Annotated in this window: 24 protein-coding genes; all 24 read right to left on the bottom strand. The window is 44.3% G+C overall.

Annotation, left to right across the window (positions count from 1 at the left end):
* The coding region (locus CS562_RS33035; protein ID WP_099858153.1) for a collagen-like repeat preface domain-containing protein at positions 1-1,642 on the bottom strand (1,642 nt) is incomplete at its 3' end.
* Between the two features lie 195 nt (positions 1,643-1,837).
* Positions 1,838-3,322, bottom strand: coding sequence for an ATP-binding protein (locus tag CS562_RS21235; RefSeq protein WP_306554673.1), 1,485 nt, complete (start codon positions 3,320-3,322; stop codon positions 1,838-1,840).
* Positions 3,291-4,007 (bottom strand): response regulator transcription factor, encoded by a 717-nt coding sequence (locus tag CS562_RS21240; RefSeq protein WP_017687664.1) that lies wholly within the window; start codon positions 4,005-4,007, stop codon positions 3,291-3,293. The genes CS562_RS21235 and CS562_RS21240 overlap by 32 nt, the downstream gene beginning before the upstream one ends.
* A gap of 143 nt (positions 4,008-4,150) precedes the next feature.
* Positions 4,151-5,413, bottom strand: coding sequence for a cytochrome c biogenesis protein CcsA (ccsA, locus tag CS562_RS21245; protein ID WP_076291923.1), 1,263 nt, complete (start codon positions 5,411-5,413; stop codon positions 4,151-4,153).
* The gene (gene resB / locus CS562_RS21250) at positions 5,410-7,083 is read right to left on the bottom strand and encodes a cytochrome c biogenesis protein ResB (RefSeq protein ID WP_099858154.1); all 1,674 of its coding nucleotides are present in this window, start codon (positions 7,081-7,083) and stop codon (positions 5,410-5,412) included. The genes ccsA and resB overlap by 4 nt, the downstream gene beginning before the upstream one ends.
* 14 nt (positions 7,084-7,097) lie before the next feature.
* Positions 7,098-7,625: a redoxin domain-containing protein gene (locus tag CS562_RS21255; protein WP_076291921.1), complete on the bottom strand. Its 528-nt coding sequence runs from the start codon at positions 7,623-7,625 to the stop codon at positions 7,098-7,100.
* Between the two features lie 253 nt (positions 7,626-7,878).
* Complete coding sequence (locus tag CS562_RS21260; protein ID WP_063568319.1) at positions 7,879-8,628, bottom strand: pseudouridine synthase; 750 nt, start codon at positions 8,626-8,628, stop codon at positions 7,879-7,881.
* Between the two features lie 221 nt (positions 8,629-8,849).
* The gene (locus CS562_RS21265) at positions 8,850-9,668 is read right to left on the bottom strand and encodes a S1 family peptidase (protein WP_064636817.1); all 819 of its coding nucleotides are present in this window, start codon (positions 9,666-9,668) and stop codon (positions 8,850-8,852) included.
* A 64-nt stretch (positions 9,669-9,732) separates the two neighbouring features.
* A complete protein-coding gene (locus CS562_RS21270) occupies positions 9,733-10,266 on the bottom strand; it encodes a spore maturation protein (RefSeq protein ID WP_062324415.1) in 534 nt (177 codons plus the stop codon).
* Positions 10,267-10,272: 6 nt separating this feature from the next.
* The gene (locus CS562_RS21275; RefSeq protein ID WP_063568316.1) at positions 10,273-10,899 is read right to left on the bottom strand and encodes a nucleoside recognition domain-containing protein; all 627 of its coding nucleotides are present in this window, start codon (positions 10,897-10,899) and stop codon (positions 10,273-10,275) included.
* Between the two features lie 18 nt (positions 10,900-10,917).
* A complete protein-coding gene (locus CS562_RS21280) occupies positions 10,918-12,105 on the bottom strand; it encodes a D-alanyl-D-alanine carboxypeptidase family protein (protein WP_099858155.1) in 1,188 nt (395 codons plus the stop codon).
* A 159-nt stretch (positions 12,106-12,264) separates the two neighbouring features.
* Positions 12,265-13,059: a sigma-70 family RNA polymerase sigma factor gene (locus CS562_RS21285; protein ID WP_099858156.1), complete on the bottom strand. Its 795-nt coding sequence runs from the start codon at positions 13,057-13,059 to the stop codon at positions 12,265-12,267.
* Positions 13,060-13,109: 50 nt separating this feature from the next.
* Complete coding sequence (locus tag CS562_RS21290; RefSeq protein WP_099858157.1) at positions 13,110-13,742, bottom strand: lytic transglycosylase domain-containing protein; 633 nt, start codon at positions 13,740-13,742, stop codon at positions 13,110-13,112.
* Positions 13,743-14,089: 347 nt separating this feature from the next.
* The gene (locus tag CS562_RS21295; RefSeq protein WP_099858158.1) at positions 14,090-14,536 is read right to left on the bottom strand and encodes a hypothetical protein; all 447 of its coding nucleotides are present in this window, start codon (positions 14,534-14,536) and stop codon (positions 14,090-14,092) included.
* A gap of 85 nt (positions 14,537-14,621) precedes the next feature.
* Complete coding sequence (locus CS562_RS21300) at positions 14,622-15,008, bottom strand: hypothetical protein (protein WP_099858159.1); 387 nt, start codon at positions 15,006-15,008, stop codon at positions 14,622-14,624.
* Between the two features lie 144 nt (positions 15,009-15,152).
* On the bottom strand, positions 15,153-15,719 hold the full coding sequence (locus tag CS562_RS21305; protein WP_180287198.1) for a sigma-70 family RNA polymerase sigma factor: 567 nt from the start codon (positions 15,717-15,719) through the stop codon (positions 15,153-15,155).
* Between the two features lie 738 nt (positions 15,720-16,457).
* The gene (locus tag CS562_RS21310) at positions 16,458-16,910 is read right to left on the bottom strand and encodes a Na-translocating system protein MpsC family protein (protein WP_218966746.1); all 453 of its coding nucleotides are present in this window, start codon (positions 16,908-16,910) and stop codon (positions 16,458-16,460) included.
* A 207-nt stretch (positions 16,911-17,117) separates the two neighbouring features.
* A complete protein-coding gene (locus CS562_RS21315; RefSeq protein ID WP_072735249.1) occupies positions 17,118-17,309 on the bottom strand; it encodes a hypothetical protein in 192 nt (63 codons plus the stop codon).
* Positions 17,275-17,601 (bottom strand): hypothetical protein, encoded by a 327-nt coding sequence (locus CS562_RS21320; RefSeq protein ID WP_099858162.1) that lies wholly within the window; start codon positions 17,599-17,601, stop codon positions 17,275-17,277. Before CS562_RS21320 ends, CS562_RS21315 begins: the two co-directional genes overlap by 35 nt.
* A gap of 181 nt (positions 17,602-17,782) precedes the next feature.
* On the bottom strand, positions 17,783-18,697 hold the full coding sequence (locus CS562_RS21325) for a hypothetical protein (protein ID WP_099858163.1): 915 nt from the start codon (positions 18,695-18,697) through the stop codon (positions 17,783-17,785).
* Positions 18,698-18,707: 10 nt separating this feature from the next.
* Complete coding sequence (locus CS562_RS21330) at positions 18,708-19,103, bottom strand: hypothetical protein (protein ID WP_099858164.1); 396 nt, start codon at positions 19,101-19,103, stop codon at positions 18,708-18,710.
* Entirely contained in the window at positions 19,100-19,660 is a 561-nt protein-coding gene (locus CS562_RS21335) for a hypothetical protein (protein WP_099858165.1), read from the bottom strand. The genes CS562_RS21330 and CS562_RS21335 overlap by 4 nt, the downstream gene beginning before the upstream one ends.
* A gap of 14 nt (positions 19,661-19,674) precedes the next feature.
* A complete protein-coding gene (locus CS562_RS21340; protein WP_099858166.1) occupies positions 19,675-20,466 on the bottom strand; it encodes a hypothetical protein in 792 nt (263 codons plus the stop codon).
* 16 nt (positions 20,467-20,482) lie between these two features.
* Positions 20,483-21,436 carry a hypothetical protein gene (locus CS562_RS21345; protein WP_099858167.1) on the bottom strand — a complete coding sequence of 318 codons (954 nt, stop codon included), beginning with the start codon at positions 21,434-21,436 and terminating at the stop codon, positions 20,483-20,485.
* Position 21,437 lies beyond the last annotated feature (1 nt).

Genomic DNA, 21,437 nt, shown 5'->3' on the forward strand with positions numbered 1-21,437 from the left:
CTGGATACGTTGGTGCTACTGCTGGATCAAACGGTACAATCCCGTTCAGACCTACTCCAGTCGCTCCTGTTACACCCGTGGGCCCCGTTGGTCCTGCGCCTGCAAGCAATGTATAATCCGGGGATGTTCCCGGCGTTCCCGTTGGCGATGCGACATTTGTAATATACGTACTGCCGTCGAAAGTTACAACTTGACCCGCTGGATACGTTGGTGCTACTGCTGGGTCAAACGGAACTGCTCCATTCAAGCCCACTCCTGTTGCTCCGGTTGCACCGGTGGCTCCTGCGCCAGCAAGCAATGTGTAGTCTGGTGATGTACCTGGAGTTCCAGTTGGTGAAGCTACATTAGTAATATAGGTACTACCGTCAAACGTCACTATTTGACCCGCTGGATACGTTGGTGCTACTGCCGGATCAAACGGTAATATTCCACTTAAACCTAAGCCAGTGGCTCCCGTTGCCCCTGTAGGTCCTGCTCCCGCCAAGAGTGTATAGTCCGTTGAAGTACCGGGAGTTCCTGTTGGCGATGCCACATTTGTAATGTAGGTGCTGCCCTCAAATGTTACGACCTGACCCGCTGGATACGTTGGTGCTACCGCTGGATCAAATGGAACAGAACCACCGAGTCCCACACCCGTTGCCCCGGTGGCTCCAGTAGCTCCGGCCGCTGCTAGCAAAGTATAATCCGGTGAACTACCCGGTGTTCCCGTTGGCGATGCCACACTAGTAATATAGGTACTACCGCCAAATGTTACAATTTGTCCTGCCGGATAACCTGGTGCTACCGCTGGATCAAATGGAACAGAGCCCGTTAAACCTGCCCCAGTTGCTCCAGTCATTCCTCCTGACAAAAACAACGTGTAGTCTGGAGAACTTCCAGGTATACCGGTGGGACCATTTACGTTAACTACATAAAGACTACCGTTATACGAAACTACTTGACCTTGCACATAGCCAGGTGCCTGAGCTGGGTCAAAAACGGATATATCATCCAGTCCAACTCCAGGCGCCCCCTGCGGACCTGGTACGCCTTGAGGCCCTAGAGGTCCTACCGGACCTACTGGTCCAACTGTTCCTCCTGACCCGGTCGGACCTGGCAGTCCAGGAACACCCGGAACCCCTGGAACTCCCGGAACTCCCGGGGGACCTGGAGGACCTGGAGGACCTGGAGTTCCTGATGTTCCAAATGAACTGGTAGCACGAGTCAATGATACGGATATGGAACGAATCAAACCAACCAATTTATCTTTTTCCGCAGGCGGAACTTCCAGAAGCAACGTTACACTTAATACATCATCGAGTAAATTTTGCAAGTTTCCAGCTAGATTAATAACGGCTACAGGCACAACTTCAGAGCCTGCAATGGTTAGTTCCAGAACGGATTGTAACTCCGCTTTCACCCCAGCTCGAAAACCAGAGGTATTAACAAAGTTGAGCAAACTCCGTAAACTGTTTTGCAACGCGAGAGTATTAGACGCTGTAGGCTGACTGACAGATGCAGGAATAGTCACTGCTAGTGCTTTCAAAATGGACTCAAACTGCTCCACTTCACTCGATGTTATTGGAATAAACGGTGATCCCGCTCGAAACGATCTTCCTTCTAAGAAAGCTTTAATATTCACCCTTTTTCTATCATTGGACATGCCTAATCCACTCCTCCTTTAACATCTTCGCTCTTCAAGCTTATGTTTCATAAGAGGTAAACTTATCTTGGACACATATTTTGACGCAAAAAAATGAACATACTGTTCCACGTTGAACAAGATTAAACGGTACTGTTCAACAAAAAAAGCACCCTCAGCATGAGGGTGCTTCCGCACTTTTTGTATGAAATCGGGCTATTTCGATGAATCCACCGGAAATTGTAAAATAAACTCTGTACCTTCGCCAAGTACGCTATTAACGATAATGGTACCGTGATGCGCATCTACAATGTTTTTAACAATTGCGAGCCCCAGTCCTGTACCGACACTTTCACCCCGAACACGAGCCTTATCTGCTTTGTAGAATCGTTCAAAGATGAATGGCAGATCGGAAGACGGAATGCCTACACCTTCATCGTTTACAGTCACTTTAGCTACAGGTGTCCGGACATCAGTTAACAGCTCTGCCGATATGACAACATTTTTGCCTGAGGGAGTATGCCGAAACGCATTATCCAGCAAATTGGTAAACACCTGTTCAAGTCGATCCTCATCCGCCTGATGAAGTTCAATGGAAGACTGTTTGCACTCAAACCTAAGATGGATATCCTGTTCTTTGGAACGTACCGAGAACTTTCTGTATACTCGTTCCAATAGTTCAACCAAATCCACTTCCTTCACGGCCATATCCGTATGACCCGCTTCCATTCGCGCAAGATCAAGCAGATCCTTAACCAACCTGCCCATACGCAAAGACTCATCATGAATCACTTGAATTAATTCTTCACTTTCTTCTGGGGAAGCCGCCATCCCATCCAAAAGAGCTTCACTGTACCCTTGCATCATGGATAGCGGAGTACGTATTTCGTGAGAGACGTTGGCGACAAAATCACGACGCATCTTCTCCAGTCGTACTTCCTCCGTCACGTCACGAAGCACAGCTACTGCGCCTCGAACGACACTATCCGCGTACAAAGGTGCCATCTGAACAGACCAGACTCCCTGCTGCACATGCACGTTAGAGTTCTGATCGCCGCCCTGCTCCATCACCTTTTTGAACAAAGGAACGAGTGGTTCCGGTACCTCTCGCGAAGAACTCACAGCATTCTCCGAGTCCTGTCTCTCGCCCATCTGTGCCCAGTCCAAATCACACCAAGCCTGCATGATTTTCTCGCCGGGGGGGTTTGTCAAAATAACCTTTCCCTCACCATCGAATGTCACTACGGCATCGGTCATGCTTCGGAGCACGCTCGCCAGATGTTCTTTCTCATGGTTAAGGTTGCGAATGTTATCTTCCAGCTGTGCAGCCATATGATTAAATGTATTACCCAATTCTCCAATCTCATCGCTCGTTACAAGGGAGAGACGTGTACCGTAGTTTCCTTTTCGAATCGCATTGGCTGCTTGAATTAACTGCTGCATCGGCTGCGTAATTTTCGTAAAAAGAAACAGCGCAAAAAAGGTCGTCAAGCTGAATCCGATAATACAAACATATGTGAACAAACGTTTGATATCTCTCGACTCAGACTCCGCAAAATTCGTATCAATATACGGCAGCAAAAAAAGACCCAATGCTATGAGTACACAGCCCACAAGGCAAATAATCGTAATCCATAACTTCCCGACCAGCGATCTCCAGAAACTAAAACTACTTCGGTACTTCCAGTTTATAACCCACACCCCACACCGTCGTAATCATCGCCGCTGACTCTGGCGAAACCTTGTTTAACTTCTCGCGAAGACGCTTCACATGCGTATCCACAGTACGAAGATCACCAAAGAATTCATAATTCCATACATCCTTCAGCAGCTCTTCTCTGGAGAAAACTTTATCTGGAGATGTCGCGAGATAATGCAACAGTTCATATTCTTTCGGTGTTAGACTGATCTCTTCCCCACCTGCGGTTACGCGGTGAGCATCATGTTCGATGACCAAATGAGGAAATACGATATTGTTGCTTGAATTACTTTCCTTAGACAGATAAGCTGTCGCAGAAGAACGACGCAAAATCGCCTTCACCCGGTAAATCACTTCACGTGGACTGAACGGCTTAACGACATAATCATCTGCTCCAACTTCAAAGCCCTGAACGCGGTTAATTTCTTCGCCTTTTGCAGTAAGCATCAAAACAGGGGTTGATTTTACCTGACGCAAACGGGTACATACTTCAACGCCGTCCATGCCCGGTAACATCACATCAAGCAAAATCAGACCATAGTCACCTGCAGTTGCTTTTCGCAACGCAGTTTCCCCATCCTCTGCTTCATCGATTTCATAACCTTCTTTTTCGAGATACATTTTCAAAAGCCGTCGGATTCTTTCCTCGTCATCCACGACTAGTATACGGTTCTCATGTTCAGCCATTCCACTCCAGCCCCTTTGCAATAACTCCTCATCACTTCTATTATGTTCGATCTGGCGAACAATATTTGAATGCCCCATTGAACGTAGGGGCTTACGTATGTGTTTCATGGATTTCTCTCGGGAACTTTACGAAACTACCTCTCCTAGTCTGCCCCAGCGTATGAATGCAACCCGGCGATGATCAAATTCACACCAACGAGCGTAAACATAACGACCAAAAATCCAAGTACTGCAAGCCAGGCAGACTTGCGGCCCTGCCAGCCTCTGGACAAACGCAAATGCAGGTACACACTATAATATAACCATGTTATAAGTGCCCACACCTCTTTGGGGTCCCATCCCCAGAAACGGCTCCAGGCAATCTGAGCCCAGATCATAGCAAAAATTAATGCTCCCAATGTAAATATCGGGAATCCGATAGCAATTGCGCGGTAACTAATCTCATCAAGATCGTCGGCATCAATGCCATCCAGCATTGGTTGCAGAGCTTGTCCAAGCGGTCTTCTTACAATTAAACGAATAAGTCCATATAAGATCAGCCCTACAATCAAAGACCAGACTACCGTATTCAGTTTACGTCCAGCATTAACTCCGTTCATCCAGGAAGGTGTCTCAAGCAAAGGTTCCTTCATGCCAAGAAACGGTTTTATGCTCTCCACTTCGCTATTATAAGGTGCAAATATAGGAGGCATGCGATAAATCACTTTCTCTATTGTACTATTTTCCTGTACCTCTGTGTCAATGCTCGTGGTTTTCTGAACAAAAACCGCTTCATATCCGGATGCACGGAAAGCAAATACCGACCCGATAAACCCAACCACAACGACGATAGTGATTAATGTAAACTCAACCCATCCTCGCTGGCGTCTGGATGACTTATCCTTGCCACTGAAATCCACTGTGCGTAACAAGTACATGAATCCTGCGGCAAAACCTACGGCGAAGAATGCCTCGCCAAGTGCAGCCAACGTCACGTGGATCTTGAGCCATATCGATTGCAAAGCAGGGATCAGCGGCTGTACTTCCTGAGGAAATACGGCTGCATATGCCATAATAATGATGGTTAGTGGCAATGCAAATAGTCCCAGCAACGATTTTCGATAAATTGCGTAAACTACAATAAATGCCACCATAATCATCATGGATAGAAAACTCATAAACTCATACATATTACTTACGGGTATATGGCCTGCTCCAGCCCATCGTGTACCAAAGAAGATGAGATGTGCAGCTAGTGCAACCGTTGATGCAATAAAGGCTCGCTTGCCCCATCGTTCTACATGAGCTTGCGGGTCACGATTACTCCATTTCTTGCCCATGACGGCAACGCCATATAACATAAATGCAGCACAATACAGAAAAAAAGATACGATAAATGCGTCGCTGCTGAAATCCAATAAACTCATGTTTGGTTCCCCCCGTTATCCAACGACTTCTCATCCACTTCCACATTCATATGTTTTAACACAGCTGCAACCTCTCGCCTAAAACCAAACCAGTTTTTGTTCGTGTGGCCGCCTAGGGTAAGTTGTCCATCATCAATCCGAATCCAAATACGTCGGTGGTGCCAGTAAAAGCCCATAACCAGACCCAACATAACGATTCCTGCCCCAACCCATACGAAAGGCATGGCCTTATCAATACGGATATTGAGGTAACTCACGGACTGAATGATGTCCACCTTATCCATGCTATCGACCTCTAGCTGCAAAGGAATTTCTCCTCCATTCAGCTGTTTGTTAATTGCGTCCTGTTGAAAACGCTGTTTATCGATCTGCTTCGCAAAATACAAGTACTGCATGCCCTCTGCAGGTAAATCGGGTCCCTTGATGTTAAATAGAAAGGCAGGCGCATTAGGTGAAGGGGACTTTGATTTGGGCTCTCCATTTTCATCCAGCCCAAAATCCATATATTTTTCTTTCACATTCAGACTATAGGGTCCAGCTTCAAACGTTCGCTGCGTATCCACCATAGCAATTTGGATTGCTCCGTACTTCTCACCCGTCTGGGCATTGACCAGATCAGGCGTTACCGAACGAATCGTTGGTGTCAAATCATAATCAAACTGATATGCTTTCAATCCGTGGTAATTCAGTGGATGGTTCACTCGAACATCATGTCGGTCCACCTCGGTCAATTGAGGTTTTTTCGAAGGATCCGAGCAATCTGCCGTACATTCGTACAACACCACTTTGGTTTCAAACAGTTTTGGAACGGTTTTGTTCAAATTTTTGAACTGTTCTGGAACCTCATCTTCACTGTAAAACTCAACATTAAACTGTTCATTCTTCAAATACATGGAGGTATTCGGTATTTTCTTGATCTCACCTTCGGGAAAAGCAACATGCTCATCCAGATTCAGCCCGGGAAGCCCTCGGGCAAGTACTGCCAGTAGAAAGATAATCAAGCCGATGTGGATAACATAAGGTCCCCAGCGACTGAATCGCTGTTTCTCAGCCAGCAATGCACTACCCTCGGTATGCACACGATAACCTTTCTTTTTAAGCGGCGTAACCGCTTTCTTAATCCAGTCTTCTGATGCCTCTTCTATGGAGCCTTGGTACACCAGTCGCTGGCGTGTAAGAAACTGCATGTGTTTGCGTATTTTCTGTTTATTCAGCGCTTTGTATAGTGGAAGTACCCGGTCTAGACTGCATATGACCAATGAAGCACCGATCAGCACCAGTAGCAAAATAAACCACCAGGATTCGTATGTATGGGACAGACCCAGCAGATAATAGATATGACCCAACTGACCGTATGTGTCCTTGTAATATACGGATGGATCAATATTCAGAAATGTACTTTCTTGTGGATAGATCGTGCCTAGCATGGAACCTACAAGTGTAAACACAATCATGTAAACAGCAATTTTGACCGATGAGAAAAAGTTCCATATGCGGTCAATAATTTTGGGATTCGTACGCTGCGAACGACGCGCCATGCCATCATAACGCATTTCCAATACTTCATCCGATTTTACCTCGGCCTCCAGCAGCGGCTTGCCGCATGCTTCACACAGCACAGTGCCCACCGGATTCTGGTGTCCGCACTCACACTTCGTATTTTGGAACACGACTAGACCTCCTGTCAGGGCTGTTTCGCCAGTTGTGAGATTTGAGCGTCAAGTGTGTTCAAATCAAGTTGACCGATATGAATGGTGGAGATTTTACCCGTGTCGGAGACAAAAAATGTCGTTGGCATCGGAGATATACCGAAATCCCGGATCGAGTTTTTGTCACGGTCGAGCATAATCGGAAACGTAACGCCCACCTGCCGAACAAAATTTTCCACGGTCATCTGGTCTTCCCCAACATTGATTCCAACAAATTGGACACCCTGGTCCTTCCATTTGTCCGCTTGCGCTTGTAGCGCAGGCATCTCTTTGACACAAGGCTCACACCAAGTCCCCCAGAAGTTGATCACCATGGCTTTGCCTTTGTATTCCTCAGACGTATGAACTTGTCCATCCAGGCCCAGCAATTCAAAAGAAGGAGCTTTGTCTCCTTCTTTTGGCTTGCCATTCGAGCCGGATACCGATGTAGTAATCGCATATCCGCCCAACACCAGGATCAATAACAAAATGACGATCTGCACCGCTCTTCTTGATTTCCCCATGTGCTGCTCCCCTTTTAAGTCAGCTTTTTGCATAATTTGATTCTAAACGCTCCCGGGTACAAGAATTAGACGAATAACACCATTTCGATCTAACTCTTGCTGATTGAAAGTCGCTCCAGGGATTTATGCAAAAAGCTTGAGTGACTAGCATTCGCATATAACGGTCTTGGACACCTGTGAACATCCTATGAACAATTATAGCGAATTTCGTCACAAATCTGCGGCGCTTTTATGAAAATTATGTGTCCTCACATTACCTTTTTTTCATTTTTTTGGCGGGTTCTGATTTTGCGAGCGTAATCAGGTTGTTGACTTCTTCTTTGGTTAGATTACGTGTGAGTCCGCGTTTCAGGTTTTGAAGCAAAATACCACCAAACGAAATCCGTTTCAGACGTGTTACCGGATGGTTAATCGCTTCGAACATACGTCTAACCTGACGGTTACGCCCTTCGTAAATCGTAATAGAGATAACAGATTCATTTGCTGCGGTATCCACATCTTTGTACTCAATCTCTGCCGGAGCTGTCATACCGTCGTCCAGCATAATGCCTGTCTTTAATTTCTCCAGAGCCGAACCATGTGGAACACCTTTAACGGTTGCATGATACGTTTTGGGTACGTGATGCTTCGGATGCGTCAACAAATGAGCAAACTCGCCGTCATTGGTCAGAATGAGCAATCCTTCTGTGTCATAATCCAGACGACCCACTGGGTATACCCGTTCCTTGACACCTTTAAGATAGTCGGATACAATTTTCCGACCTTCAGGGTCTGAAGCACTTGTGATAACACCCTTCGGTTTGTTCAACATCATGTACACTTTCTTTTCACTGCGGATCGGTTTACCATTAACCGTAATCATATCCTCTTCGGGGTTCGCTTTCGTACCCAGTTCGGTTACGACCTCCCCGTTAACTTCTACTTTGCCGGACAGGATCAGTTCCTCGCTCTTGCGGCGGGATGCAATGCCTGCCTGTGCAATAATTTTTTGTAATCTTTCCATGTTTGTCATGTCACCTCACACTAATGATACCCATCAAGGCCGGAAATCACAAGGATAATCCATCGATTTTGTTAACGCAGGGGTTGTAAACACCTTTAGAGCTGCATTTAGCTATGTATTTAGACCAAAAAAGCTCACCCTCTCACTGTCTGTATGCGACAGGAGCGTTAAGGTGAGCCGTTCACTTTCAATCGTATGTAACCACTGCAATAAGCAAAAGGTTAATTGGCTACTTTACCTGCAACAACGACCTGCTTTTTCGCAGGGGTTGCACTTTCTTTAATAAAGGATTGCAACGTTTTGGAAGTAATATAATAAGTACGTCCTCCGTATACAAAGGTCATCATGCCAATAACCCGATTGTTCTGGTCCAGAACAGGGCCACCTGAATTGCCTTGTGCCACAGATTTTACGATACTGCCAATGCCCTTCTTGCCTGGAACGTCCGAATCTTGTGAATTAAATACTCGGCTCTTGGCAATTGTATTATAAGTTGAAGGGAAATCTTCGTCCAACAGCACAAGTTCCCCGGCAGAATTTTTAGGAAATCCGATGGTATAGACAATTTGATTATCTTTGGCATTTGCAAACGTCACCGGTTGTGCGTCGATTTCTTTGTCCAGCTTCAGCAATGCCATATCTGTCACCGGATCTGTTTTAATGATTTTGGCTTTAACCGGCTTGTCCAGATGACCTGGGCTTGCTACAGTAAGTGTGCCTTCGTCCCCATCAGACAGTTCAGCATAATCCTGAACGACATGATAGTTGGTTAGCACCTCATCCTTGGAGATCAGTATAGATGTGCCTACATCATAATATACTGAATCGGGTTCATCCTGCTTGACCAGACGTACGTTCACAACTGGAAAAGAATCCGCTGTAACGGCCAACTGAGCACGTAGTTGTTTATCGAAGTAACCCGTAAAATGAATCGTATTAACGGCTTGAGCCGCAGCCAACCCCGTCTGTCCTGCAAGCAACGCAATGGCAAGCATGCCTGACATTCCAAAGCGGAGCATTCGTTTCCAACTCTTTTGCATGATTCTCACTCTCCTCCGCTATCATTCTAGCATAATTCGTATATCGGAAGGAGAGGGCATATTTTTAACCAAATACAATCAAACAAATGACCAAGGCTGCAATGAAACCAACTACATCGGAAAACAACCCAACTTTGAGCGCATAGCGACCATTACGTATCCCTACCGCTCCAAAATAAACAGTCAATACATATAGGGTTGTATCCGTACTGCCTTGAATCGTGGAAGCCATGCGGCCAATCATCGAGTCGGGGCCATAGGTTTTAATTAGGTCAGTTGTAAAGGCAAGCGAGCCTGTCCCAGTCAAAGGACGCAAAATACCGAGTGGCAATACTTCTCCCGGAACCCCCATCCAGGACACAAGTGGTGCGAATAGGCTGATCACATAATCCAATGCACCAGAAGCACGGAATACACTGATCGCTACCATCATACCTACCAGATGGGGAATAATGCTAATTGCCGTAGAGAAGCCGTCTTTGGCCCCATCAACAAAGGATTCGTAGACCGGGACCTTTTTGGTAAACGCATATAATGGAACAAACGCGATGATAACCGGAATGGCCCAGACGGAAATCCAGTTGATGAAGGTTAACAACGTTGCTCATCCTTTCATACCGGGATTGTCACTTTTATGTACACGCGGCGGCCTGTGAAGTGCCCTGTTTCGGTACCAGCGATCGGCTACGATGGCTGCAAATGTCGCAATAATGGTTGCCATTAGCGTGGTGCCTACAATTTCCGTGGCATTCGCAGAATGATAATTAAGCCGAATGGCTATCAGGGTTGTTGGAATAATGGTGATACTCGCTGTATTCAGAGCCAGCAGCGTGCACATGGCAGGGGAAGCCGTTTGTTTATCCGGATTCAGCTCTTGCAGTTGCTGCATGGCTTTAATCCCCATTGGGGTTGCCGCATTGCCTAGGCCGAGCAGATTGGCACTCATGTTAGATAAAATATAGCCCATGGCTGGATGATTCCGCGGAACATCCGGGAACAAGAAGCCAACAACCGGACCCAGCAGCTTTGCGATTCGTCCCAAGAGCCCTGCATCCTCAGCCATTTTCATCATCCCCATCCAGAACACGAGCACACTGATCAGCCCAAAGCATACCGTGACTCCGGTTGCTGCTCCATCAAAAGCCGCCTGCGTAACGACTTCAATTTTGCCCTGTGCGGCTGCAAAAGCAAATCCGGTTACGATCATGAGAAGCCAGATTAAATTGATCAAAAGATAACCCTCCCCTCATTATGGAGATAACAAATGACTTAATACTGCACGCCATGCGGAAGCCCAGGTAGAAATTTCATCGATCCCCCCCAGAGTTGCATCCTCTGTCTTTGGCTCTGGCGGAATATAACTTCCTTTGCGATACACAGGAATTGAACCCACAAGTTTCCCGTCAAGCTGCATATCAATTCGGCCGGCCAGTCCAAAAGTGGGATCAGTCGTTTTTGCATCTCCCTCTGTACTCTCTTGGACACGGTTTTCGAGTAAAATCAGCTTTTTCGTCAATGAAGATGTCTCACTCTTCGCCAGAGGATAGGTGAACCCGCGGCCTGTGACCACATCCGTGTTTTGTACAGGCTGTTCTTTTTTTGCAATTTCCACCAAAGGGAAGTTTTCAAAACCGAAATCCAGCATACGTGCATGGTCATTCCAGTCGTCTCCATCGTTCAGGGTTACCGCAGCAAGTTGTTGTCCATTGCGAGTAGCAGAGCTGACCAGACAACGGAATGCTTTTTTGGTATATCCGGTCTTTACGCCATCAGCTCCTTCGTACAATCGCAGCATTTTATTTTTGTTTTGCCAGGAATACTCCCAGCTCTCATTCGGATTTGGGGCCGATTTGTTCTCCGTAGCTACAATTTGTTTGAATACCGGATTCTTGAGCGCATACGCGGTTAAGCGTGCCAGATCATTGGCGGTCGAGTAATGACCATCTGCGTCAAGTCCATGGGGATTCATAAAATGGGAATGGGTTAGACCAATTTGCTCTGCCTTTTTGTTCATTAAAAGAACGAAACCTTCTTCAGATCCACCGACATGTTCAGCAATCGCCGAGGCCGCATCGTTGCCCGATCGAAGCATCAGCCCATACAGCATGTTTTCCAGTGTCATTTCTTCACCCAGCTTGAGATAGATGGATGACCCTTCTTTGGCAAAAGCCGAAGAAGTTACCTTTACTTTGTCATCCAGTTTACCGTGTTCAATCGCAACAATTGCTGTCATGATTTTGGTCAAGCTGGCAATTCTGAGTTCCTTATCCCCGTCCTTGCTGTACAATATTCGGCCCGACGTCACATCAATGAGAGCAGCGCTTTGCGCATGATTTGAGGGGCCAGGTATGGTTCCCTGAGCTTCAGCAAGTCCAATTGAGGGAAACAGAAACAAGGGTACAAGCATGCATGCCATAAATTTCATTAATTTTCGCATCGATTCATTCCTCCGGGTCACTTGGAATCTTGTACTAGCTTATGACAGGACAACCCGAAGTATGTCCCAGTGTTAGCAAACAGCAAAAATCCCTCTCGCACATGCAGCGGAAGGGATTTTTGCTGTTTTAAAAAATTGAGATGCTAGGATTTATTATATTTATTTATTGTCCAGCATCTTGGCCACTTTCCGCATAATTCTGGAGACTCTCATCTGGCTAATGTCCTCCATCTCTGCTGTCTGTGTTTGATTAAAACCCTCTACCCGATGCTTCAGGACAGTGACTTCCTTCTCGCTTAACTTGCTTTTCACCGATTCTATAACTGCATCAACATAAATTCTGTCGACCACTCCATCTTCAATATTTTCTCCGCTATAAATGGTATCCATCAATGTAACTGCTTGGGCTTGCTGATCATCTGCTCCGACAGGCTCATCCAGGTATTTAACTCCCTTGCCCACTTGTAGGGCCTTATTGATTTTCTCCTCTTCCTCATCAAGCAACAGAGCGATTTCATGAGCGGTCGGAAGATACCCCATATCGTGCTCCAGCCGATTGATTCGGTTAATTAATTCTGTAGCCGTGCGAGTGGGGCGAATAATACTTGCGCTGTCTCTCAGAAAACATCGGATTTCCCTTACAATCGCAGTAACAGCAAACGAACTGAATTTCACCCCACGTCCTGTATCAAATGCTTTGACTGCTTTAATAAATCCAAGGCGTCCCAATTGAAGAATATCGTCTTTTTCCACACAATGATTTTTGATAATGACTTCCGGTTTTCCAATGTATTTATGTACTGAATGCCAAATCAAGTTCTCATTAACCAAAATACTATCTCCGAGAAAATGTTCATCGACTTGACATCGTTCAATATTTCCTACTAGGTCCATAGAGTAAAATTTCTTGTCCAACTTCAAATTCATGCTAATATGTTCTGAAAATTTATCCATCTAGATCTCCCTATGTAAATGTTGTGGAAGTTCACCAACAATCTACCGTTCTAACGTTCTTTATTGATTTTCTTTAGTATCTGAACCATATTGTTATGGTGTTTCTTCACTTGATTGTAATACCAGGGGCGAGCCTTGCCTTTGTCTACATTGCCCTCCCCCTGATTGTACGCAATTGTTGCTGTACGGAGGTTTCCGTCATACTTTTCCAATAGATATTCCATATATTCAATGCTGGTTTTGATGTTAATTTCCGGCTTGTATAAGTCACTGCCGCTAACACCAAACGATTTGGCCGTACTTGGTAGTATTTGAAGGAGTCCAATGGCTCCATGAGATGATGTGCTATCCTCTACTAAGCGGCTCTCTTGCCACATCATGGCCAATATCCACACAGAATCCATATTGGAGCCTTCAATATAATGGTCCACCCACTTCACATACTTCAGCAGCTTAGGCTGGCTTACTATCTTCTCCTGATAAGATTCTATATAAAGCTCTAACATATCTACCATTTCTTTATGGGACGTAGCGTCCGGATTTGACTTCACTTGCTTTAGGGTTTGTTTTGTGTTTTGTTCTCCAATCGGATTAACAGCAGCTGGTACAATCAGCCCTCCATATATCGTTATCGATGCCAGTACCGCCGTAATGATAATCCCGATTTTTTCAAAAGTGACCAACGGGATTGCTCACCTCCTTAGGTTAAGCCTTATATAATAGAAGGAAACCGTAGTTTTTCAATGCTTGTACGAACTTGTACCCCAATTAATTAGAGGGTGTATAGTCGAATTTAAAGGCTTCTCTTTTCCTACTAAGACTCATCTCGTTCACTGGTCTGATATGCCAAGATTGCTGTATACTCTATCCTGCTATTTGCTGAATCGTAAGTGGAAGTAACATCTAATCCAGTGACTAATACATTGGGATTGTCATTCATCCAGATATTAATCTGTTCTTCTAGGTCCATTGGTGATGGTGATGTAAACATCTTTACAGCGATATCTAAGGCATAATTTTTCATGTCCATTTATTCATTAGCGATAAGAAGCTCAGGGTTTGTTTGTTCGTTTGTTTGTTCGTTTGTTTCTTTATCGCTTTGTACAGCAGAAGGGGATTCAGTAGTGCTCTCCTCTTTTTTCTTCTCCTCGATCAATTGAGCAAACTCCTCTTGTGTCAACTCATGGATCTCAAGTTCAAATGCACTTGTGAGAATATATCCCATACCGTCCGTTAAATGAATGTTGTAGTAGGTTTGCGGTTCTTCGTGAAATTCGTCCGCTTCGTAGTTGAATCCAATAACGGCTTTTTCATAGCCAGCTACAATACCTGCAAACCATACATTGGCTTTTGTTGTTGCGCCTGTTGGCGTTTGAATCTCATGCACATTCGTTGGTGCGTGAACGCATTTACCAATCAGACTTGCAACCAATTCTTCGGTTAATGTATCGTCTTTTGCTTTTATCATTTGTGTCATACAGTTATTCCTCCACATATTTAAATTATCTTAGACTCGGATATCCAACTCTTCAATTTCTCTATACGCGTTATATTATTAACAGTTAACGATGTACCACAGGAGAGGCATTTAGGGTGCCACTTATGAGCGTATAATGCGTTCGAATATGCTTTACAGCACGCTCAAGATCATTTATTCGATTGGACAACATCTCCTCAATGACAGGCTCCCATACTCTGAGTCCTACACCCATGATCGGTTTGTTTTGAATATACGCATGATGCAAGATCACTACCTCAGTAGGAGTCAGCTTTTCCACATCAAGATTAACGAGCAACGCATCTGCTTGAAAGACAACCTTCTCTATAATCAACGCATACTCCCGGTTACTTAGGCCGGACGCTTTAGCTGAATCATGGTGGGCCCAAGCAATATCAGAAAATCCCGACAGACTTTCCAAAGTAAATCCCAACACAACAACACTGAGCATATTCTTCTGCCACCTTCCATTATTCAAACGCTTAATTACTCTATACGATATAAAAAAGCACCCCGTTAAGGGTGCTTTTAGTTCTATGTACCGTTTTGGTCGATCTGCAACAAACTTTGGCTATGAATTGCCACTTTATTAAAACTACAGAGCTTCGTATTTCTCACGAATCGCTTTCCATAACTGTGATATGCGTGCCTTGGATACACCTAACATTGCTGCAATTTCTACAAACTCGTACCCGGAGGTTCGAAGTTTAAAAATCTCTTTTTCCCGGTCATTAAGTTTCATATTCTCCATGATGTCAGTTACGAATTCAAAATTCTCAAAAGCAAACCCAGCGTGCCCAAGCGTTAGCGCTGTATCTGTTCCATCACTTTCATCACTTGCACCAAGATCTGTACACACTAGCTGGACAGCGTTAACGACACTGAGGTTTTTCTCAGACATGCATTTGCGGTACATATCCTTGATTTTGTTTTCGATTAGGTGATCAACAAACGTCGACATTTTTGCTTTTTCTGCGTCATACTTGTCCAGCGCGTTATACAACTTAATCATGATCTCCTGCGTTACATCCTCTTTTTCCATCCCTGCAAACGTTTTGCCTCTAAGTTTATGGCGACATTTTTCCTGTGCTTTGTTCAAGAACGTATCTATATCCCCAATTTCAAATAAATCATCAAACCCCAAAGCAGTTGTAGCAGACATCATCATTTTCCCCCAATAACTATTTAGTTGTTTAGTTGTTTGTTAACTCTAACTTGCATTTTTATCGTTAAAATTTTGATTAATTCTTGCTCACTCAGCAATCTACTATCCTAACCCTAATCAAACCTCAAATATTGCTTGCCGATGTCCAAAAAACCATATCTAATATGTAGTGTTATCACTTCTTCGTAAATATGAAAACTTCTTCTTCAGGCAATGCTTAAAGCTAGATAAGTCTTTTGCATTACATAAAAATTGCGTAGATGATCCACCTCCCCTTCCGATCCACATCAAGATATAAAACTAACTTTCAAAGCTCAGCAATGGGACAATTTATCAGAGATACTTTTCCAACCTATTACATTCAGAATAACAAATACGAACTAATGTTCGCAACATATTTTTATCAGCTTCTTTAGTACACCATTTACCCACTATATACGAAGCCAAATGCGAAACGTAAAGCCCGTTTTTTTTGCAAACAAAAAGACCAACACAGAGCGCACCACTAGGAAAATACCAAAATGGTGGAATGTGTCGGTCTTGGTCTGACATCTATTTCGTTCCAATTACCGAAGATATGGTCTTGAAGCCCTTTTATACGATTACAGGCTTCGTCAAGATTATTAATTCTATCTGATCGCCATAAGGGTAGTATAAGGAAATATGTAGGATATTGTCAACATCAAAATCAGTTCCGAAGAACCTATCCAATAACAAAATGAATTTTCATGGGTCTTAAGGCATGTTTATTGCATCATTTTTCAGCAGCCCCTCAACATCCTTGTTCATTTTAAAGACGGTTACCTGTTCCGCAAAATCAGTGCCAAAGAACATGGTTTCAATATCTTCAATTTTCAAACCCAGGTGAATATAGGAGAAAACAGGACTGAAATCTTCTCTCATCATTTCTGCAAGCTTCAGCTTGTATTCGGCAAAGATCTGACTGGAATGCGATTGCATGTGTTCAAGCATGAACGCTTCAGGTTTGGTGAATTTTGCTGTAAACTTAAGGATGATAAAATAATTCATGATGACGACTCTGGTATCTACTGGCCCGCGTTCAGTAAAATCTTTTCTTATTCTTGATGCCATTTTCGCGAGTTCTCTTTCCAAGTCTTTTATGTCAATGTTCACATCCCTCCCTACAATCATCCTTTTTCCTCCTATTGCCCTGAATACAATAATCAAACCTAATTTAATCAAAACTCTTTATACAAGACAAGTTTCAATGCGTTTACGGACTAAAGTCCCCACGATCTTTTCATGAAAAAGGAATAGACCCCAGAAGTAGGCTTGGGGTATATCACTGGTTTTACTATGGCTTACAATTATGCAAATAAAGCAGCACATTACGTTTAAAACTATACTATTTCGTTTTAGTATCTATTTTTAACTTCATTGTTCATTAGGCACGTCAACTTTGAGCAGGCTGAACGCCACTAGATTCAAAACCACATTGGCACCATATTCCTTCTCAATTACATCGAACGCTTCTTCCGTTGCACCAACTAGGTCGTCCTTCTCCGTGGTCATCTCCATCGTGATGATCTCCTCATGATTCAACGCAAAGGTCAGTCTGTACAGCATCGATGGTTCCCTCCTTTGAAGTAAGTTCAATATTGCGAACATCGGTGAGATCAATGATATGAACAACATCATCTGTATCTTCCAAAGTAATCGACTTTCCCTCATTTTTATGTTTAGTGAAAAGTCTTCGGTATTCTTGCTTGACTTCATCGGCAGTTAAAGGAATCTCGCGTACAACCTTATCGGAATCCTTCTCTTTCTGTTGTAGCCGGGGATTGTCCTCAATCCATGTCACTGTTTTCTTTTTGCCACTTCCCTTGAAATAGAAATGAGCGGTGAGTCCAATATTCATCTAGTAATACCTCCTGGCTAAATTAGTGTTCTAACGTTATTAGGAAATAAAGAATAAACTTCAAGTGTTAGCCTTCATACCTTCACTATTCTCTCTATACGTCCTAATCGTCAGGATGTTAACCCTGTGCAGCCGCATTTCTCTTTTTTTGAAACAAAGAAAGGACAGCATAAGCTATCCCTTAATATTTCTTAACCGCTATGCGATTGCCCAAAGAGTCATAGATGTATTTGAAGTTGGTTTGAATTGGGGTTGCTGCCATCCTGGTGATGGACTTTGAATCCAGTCTTCCTTCATCATCATATTGATATATTACATCGACCAAGGTCGGGAGCTGCACGAATTCTTGTCCGTCCAACCGATGAACTTCACCAACAGATATCACCAAAAACGAATCATTTTGCCCATATCCATCTGTCGAAATCGGCATGGTCAGCAATGGCTCTGTGACGACCTGCTCCATGTAATTGTCTGTGACGACTTGTCGAATGACCCGGCCTTGCATATCAAAAGCAAAATATGTAACTACGTCTGTATAATCCACCAAATCGCTGATTGCATCCCAAGGGTCCGTCACACTCAGGCGCTTGCGCTCGGACAAAGTCATACTCACACGGGTTGCACCATCTATAATCATATCTGCACTATGTGTATCCGGATGGATATAATGATTCGCTTCATTCTCAATATTGAGTAGCTTTTCACGCTCTTGTGAGGTCATAATCACTTTAGTACTTCCATCTATTATAATGTCCGCACTGTGTGTGACGGGATGGGAGTAAATCATCGTTTTGGTACCATTGATATTCACGGCTCCGTTATCGGTATGATTAGAAACTCGGTCACCGCCAACCTTCACATATTCCCCACCACTGTATGTATACGTCGTTGAAGTGTTCTGATTGCTTGAGTCCTGGCGTACCAGATATAATCTTCCTGCTTCACCTATGGTCGGCAGCTCCGTCTTTAGTCTCACCGAAACGACATTACCAGTGGACACTGCGTCCAGTCTTCCATCAAGCGTGGCAAAGGAATCTCTGGCTTGTTTGACTTCACGTTCTACCTTGGCAGCTTTGCTGAATGAAACAATATCCATGGTATCCCTCCTACCTTGTAGTCAAACCAACGACCTCTATATCGAAGTTGGCCATATCTGTTCCTAAATTTTTCAACGACAAGTGAAGTGTGGAAGTCCCATCGATGTCCTCATAAGGCAAATCGATCATATCGTAAATGCCTTCCATAAAATTTCCCGTCGAGTATTGGGCATTGTTGAAATACAGAACCTCCGGATGAGGGCCTGCGCTATTCAGTACATGAACTTCCACATTCGTTTCTCTGGACGGAATGACCCTGATCGTTTTAATCATGAATCGAGGATGCTCCATCGGAATATCGATCAACGCCATTGCCCCACCGCCAACATACTCTACTCTTCGGGCAAATGAAACTGGCAACATCACTTTTCTCATCTCCTCCATCAGTTTCCATGTTCGATTCAAGGCTTTTCCCTCCTTCTAGGAATATGTGTATCAGGATATCTCCGTGGACGCAGGTAAGCACCTGACGTATTGCCACTTCCACTGTAAGACCAATCTCCCCACGTTTTTCCTACCAAACCGGACTGGTTAACAGGAATTTTGACCTTGATACACCAATCGAGACCTGCATAATTCTGCTTCACTTTCAGTCCTCTGATGGTTTCTCGGATTAAGCCTACTCCACTAGATTGAGTCAAGAACTTGTGCTTCAGGATCATATTTTTTTCGTAAGGAATTCCAATCCTCGTTCTTGCTCCGTAAATATACTTGTCCGTAACGTATCCGATCAGATCATCACCATGGCTGTCCAGCAGCCTCCACGTTCCCCAACGATAGATGTCAATTAATTCAGCCGTAGTAGATAGTGCTCCTAGCGAATAGATCATTTCCTTGCCTTCAAAGGTTAACGGAACAGCATTGAGATCGTATCCAACACGATGAGGGACTCCCGCCTTACTTTGGGTAAAAAGAGAACCGCTCGCGGCGGTTCCTACAACGTTTCCTTGATGCACTGTCATGTCCACTCACCACCTTAATTCATCAGGACAGCAACCGTAGCGCCTGATAAGAAGCTCTGTCCACCGATGGACAACGAGTACACCTTATATGTTTTGGTACCTACTTTGATCTCATCTCCATGGGAAACACCGGCAGAAGGTACTGCATAAATATCAATAAGTTCACCTCTTGGTCCTTCCACACCATTGCACATAATAACCGGGGCAAGATGATAAAGAGAACCCCAACCTGGATTAACCGGAAGCATTGCAGAATAAGCATCATAGATGTTGTTGACCATCTGTTTATCTTTATCCCTTAACGTTCGGATGCCGTTATCCCCGTTGTAACTGAGGCCGACACCCAAACTTGAGGAATCCGCCTCTGTGGCATACCTGTTCAAAATTCCGAAGTAACCTAGATTAGAGATGCCTGTAACCGAGTTCACATCACCCTGCAAATAAATAATGATTCGGTTCGCTTGGACGGAAACCTGATAATCGATCAATAGATTCGTGTCCACAATACTGGTATGACATAGAAAGTCCTTTTTCACTTCAGCTCTACCCACCGGGATGCTGCCGTCTGTTGCCATAACATCTTCGCACACGCTCACTGAGAGCTTGTTCCCCGTAGTTCCCTTTGTATTTCCAACCTCGAGTCGGAAGAACAACTTGTCTGTACCTGTAGTACCAACTGATTTGAGCACGATCACACTGGCTGTTTCATAAAAGATCGACCAGGGCGAACCCGCAATCGTTTTAAACCCCTGTACCATATTTGCGAATAATTCATTCATTTTAACTCTACCTGAGAAATTGGCCATACCTCATAAACACCTCCTAGATTTGGAAAAGTAAAGCCCTTTGCCCGCCACCAAGCAGTCTGGCACCGTGAAAAAACTTAGGCCTGCCATACACAGCAACCTGATTCGTATTGTAGTAATACCGTCCATAATCCGTATTGGGATAATCTTGATCCACGACATGAAACACATAATACTTACCGTCATTACCAAGGTCGAGTATCGATCCGTCCGGGTGCTGCGCACTGTTTTTGAAAACAATGGACCGCATGCCTTTAAATTCGCCCCGCGCTCCTTCCAATGGGTGGTACACCATGAACGGAGTAACATAGTATCTTGAGCCTACACCTGGAGAAGGAATGGACTCCGTTCCAAAGTTGTATAGCGCATATTCTGCTCCATTCCGGGAAGTCATTACAACCCCCCTTGGGGTGTCGTATTGATCTGACGTGTTGTTATCCGAAGTATTGAAAGGCATATGTGGGAATATACCATAGAACTTATTCGCGATTGCCGGATCTTCTTGCTCTAATGACTGGCATTTACCTAGAAATATCCGTACTGGGTAGGCTCGTTCCGGGTAGTTTAGACTCTCCCCGTGGATGAACAAGATATCTTCATTCGTAATCACAGACCACTTATAATTCACATTATACTGTCCGTTATGACACAAAAAGGGAGTTTCCAACATGAATTTATCTGTGTCTAATGGTGGATTTACGAATAGATCTGGCGATGCTATGTTGCTTCCAAGATTCTTCAGTCCCCAACGAATATTGACTCCTCTGGCGTGCGCCCATACACACATCGTAAAACGCATGGATGTATTTTTTTTATTAGTAAGCAGCGCATTTCCCCAGTTGGCATAGGTCGTTTCGGCCGTATATATTGTATCCCAATAGGGGTCGAGTGCATCTTTTAACGTGCTAACAAGTGTTGAAGCAAATACACTCAAGGTACTGGTAAACTCGTGTCTGCGTATCATTGTCATG

This window comes from Paenibacillus sp. LK1, from assembly GCF_002750415.1.
GTDB lineage: Bacteria > Bacillota > Bacilli > Paenibacillales > Paenibacillaceae > Paenibacillus > Paenibacillus taichungensis.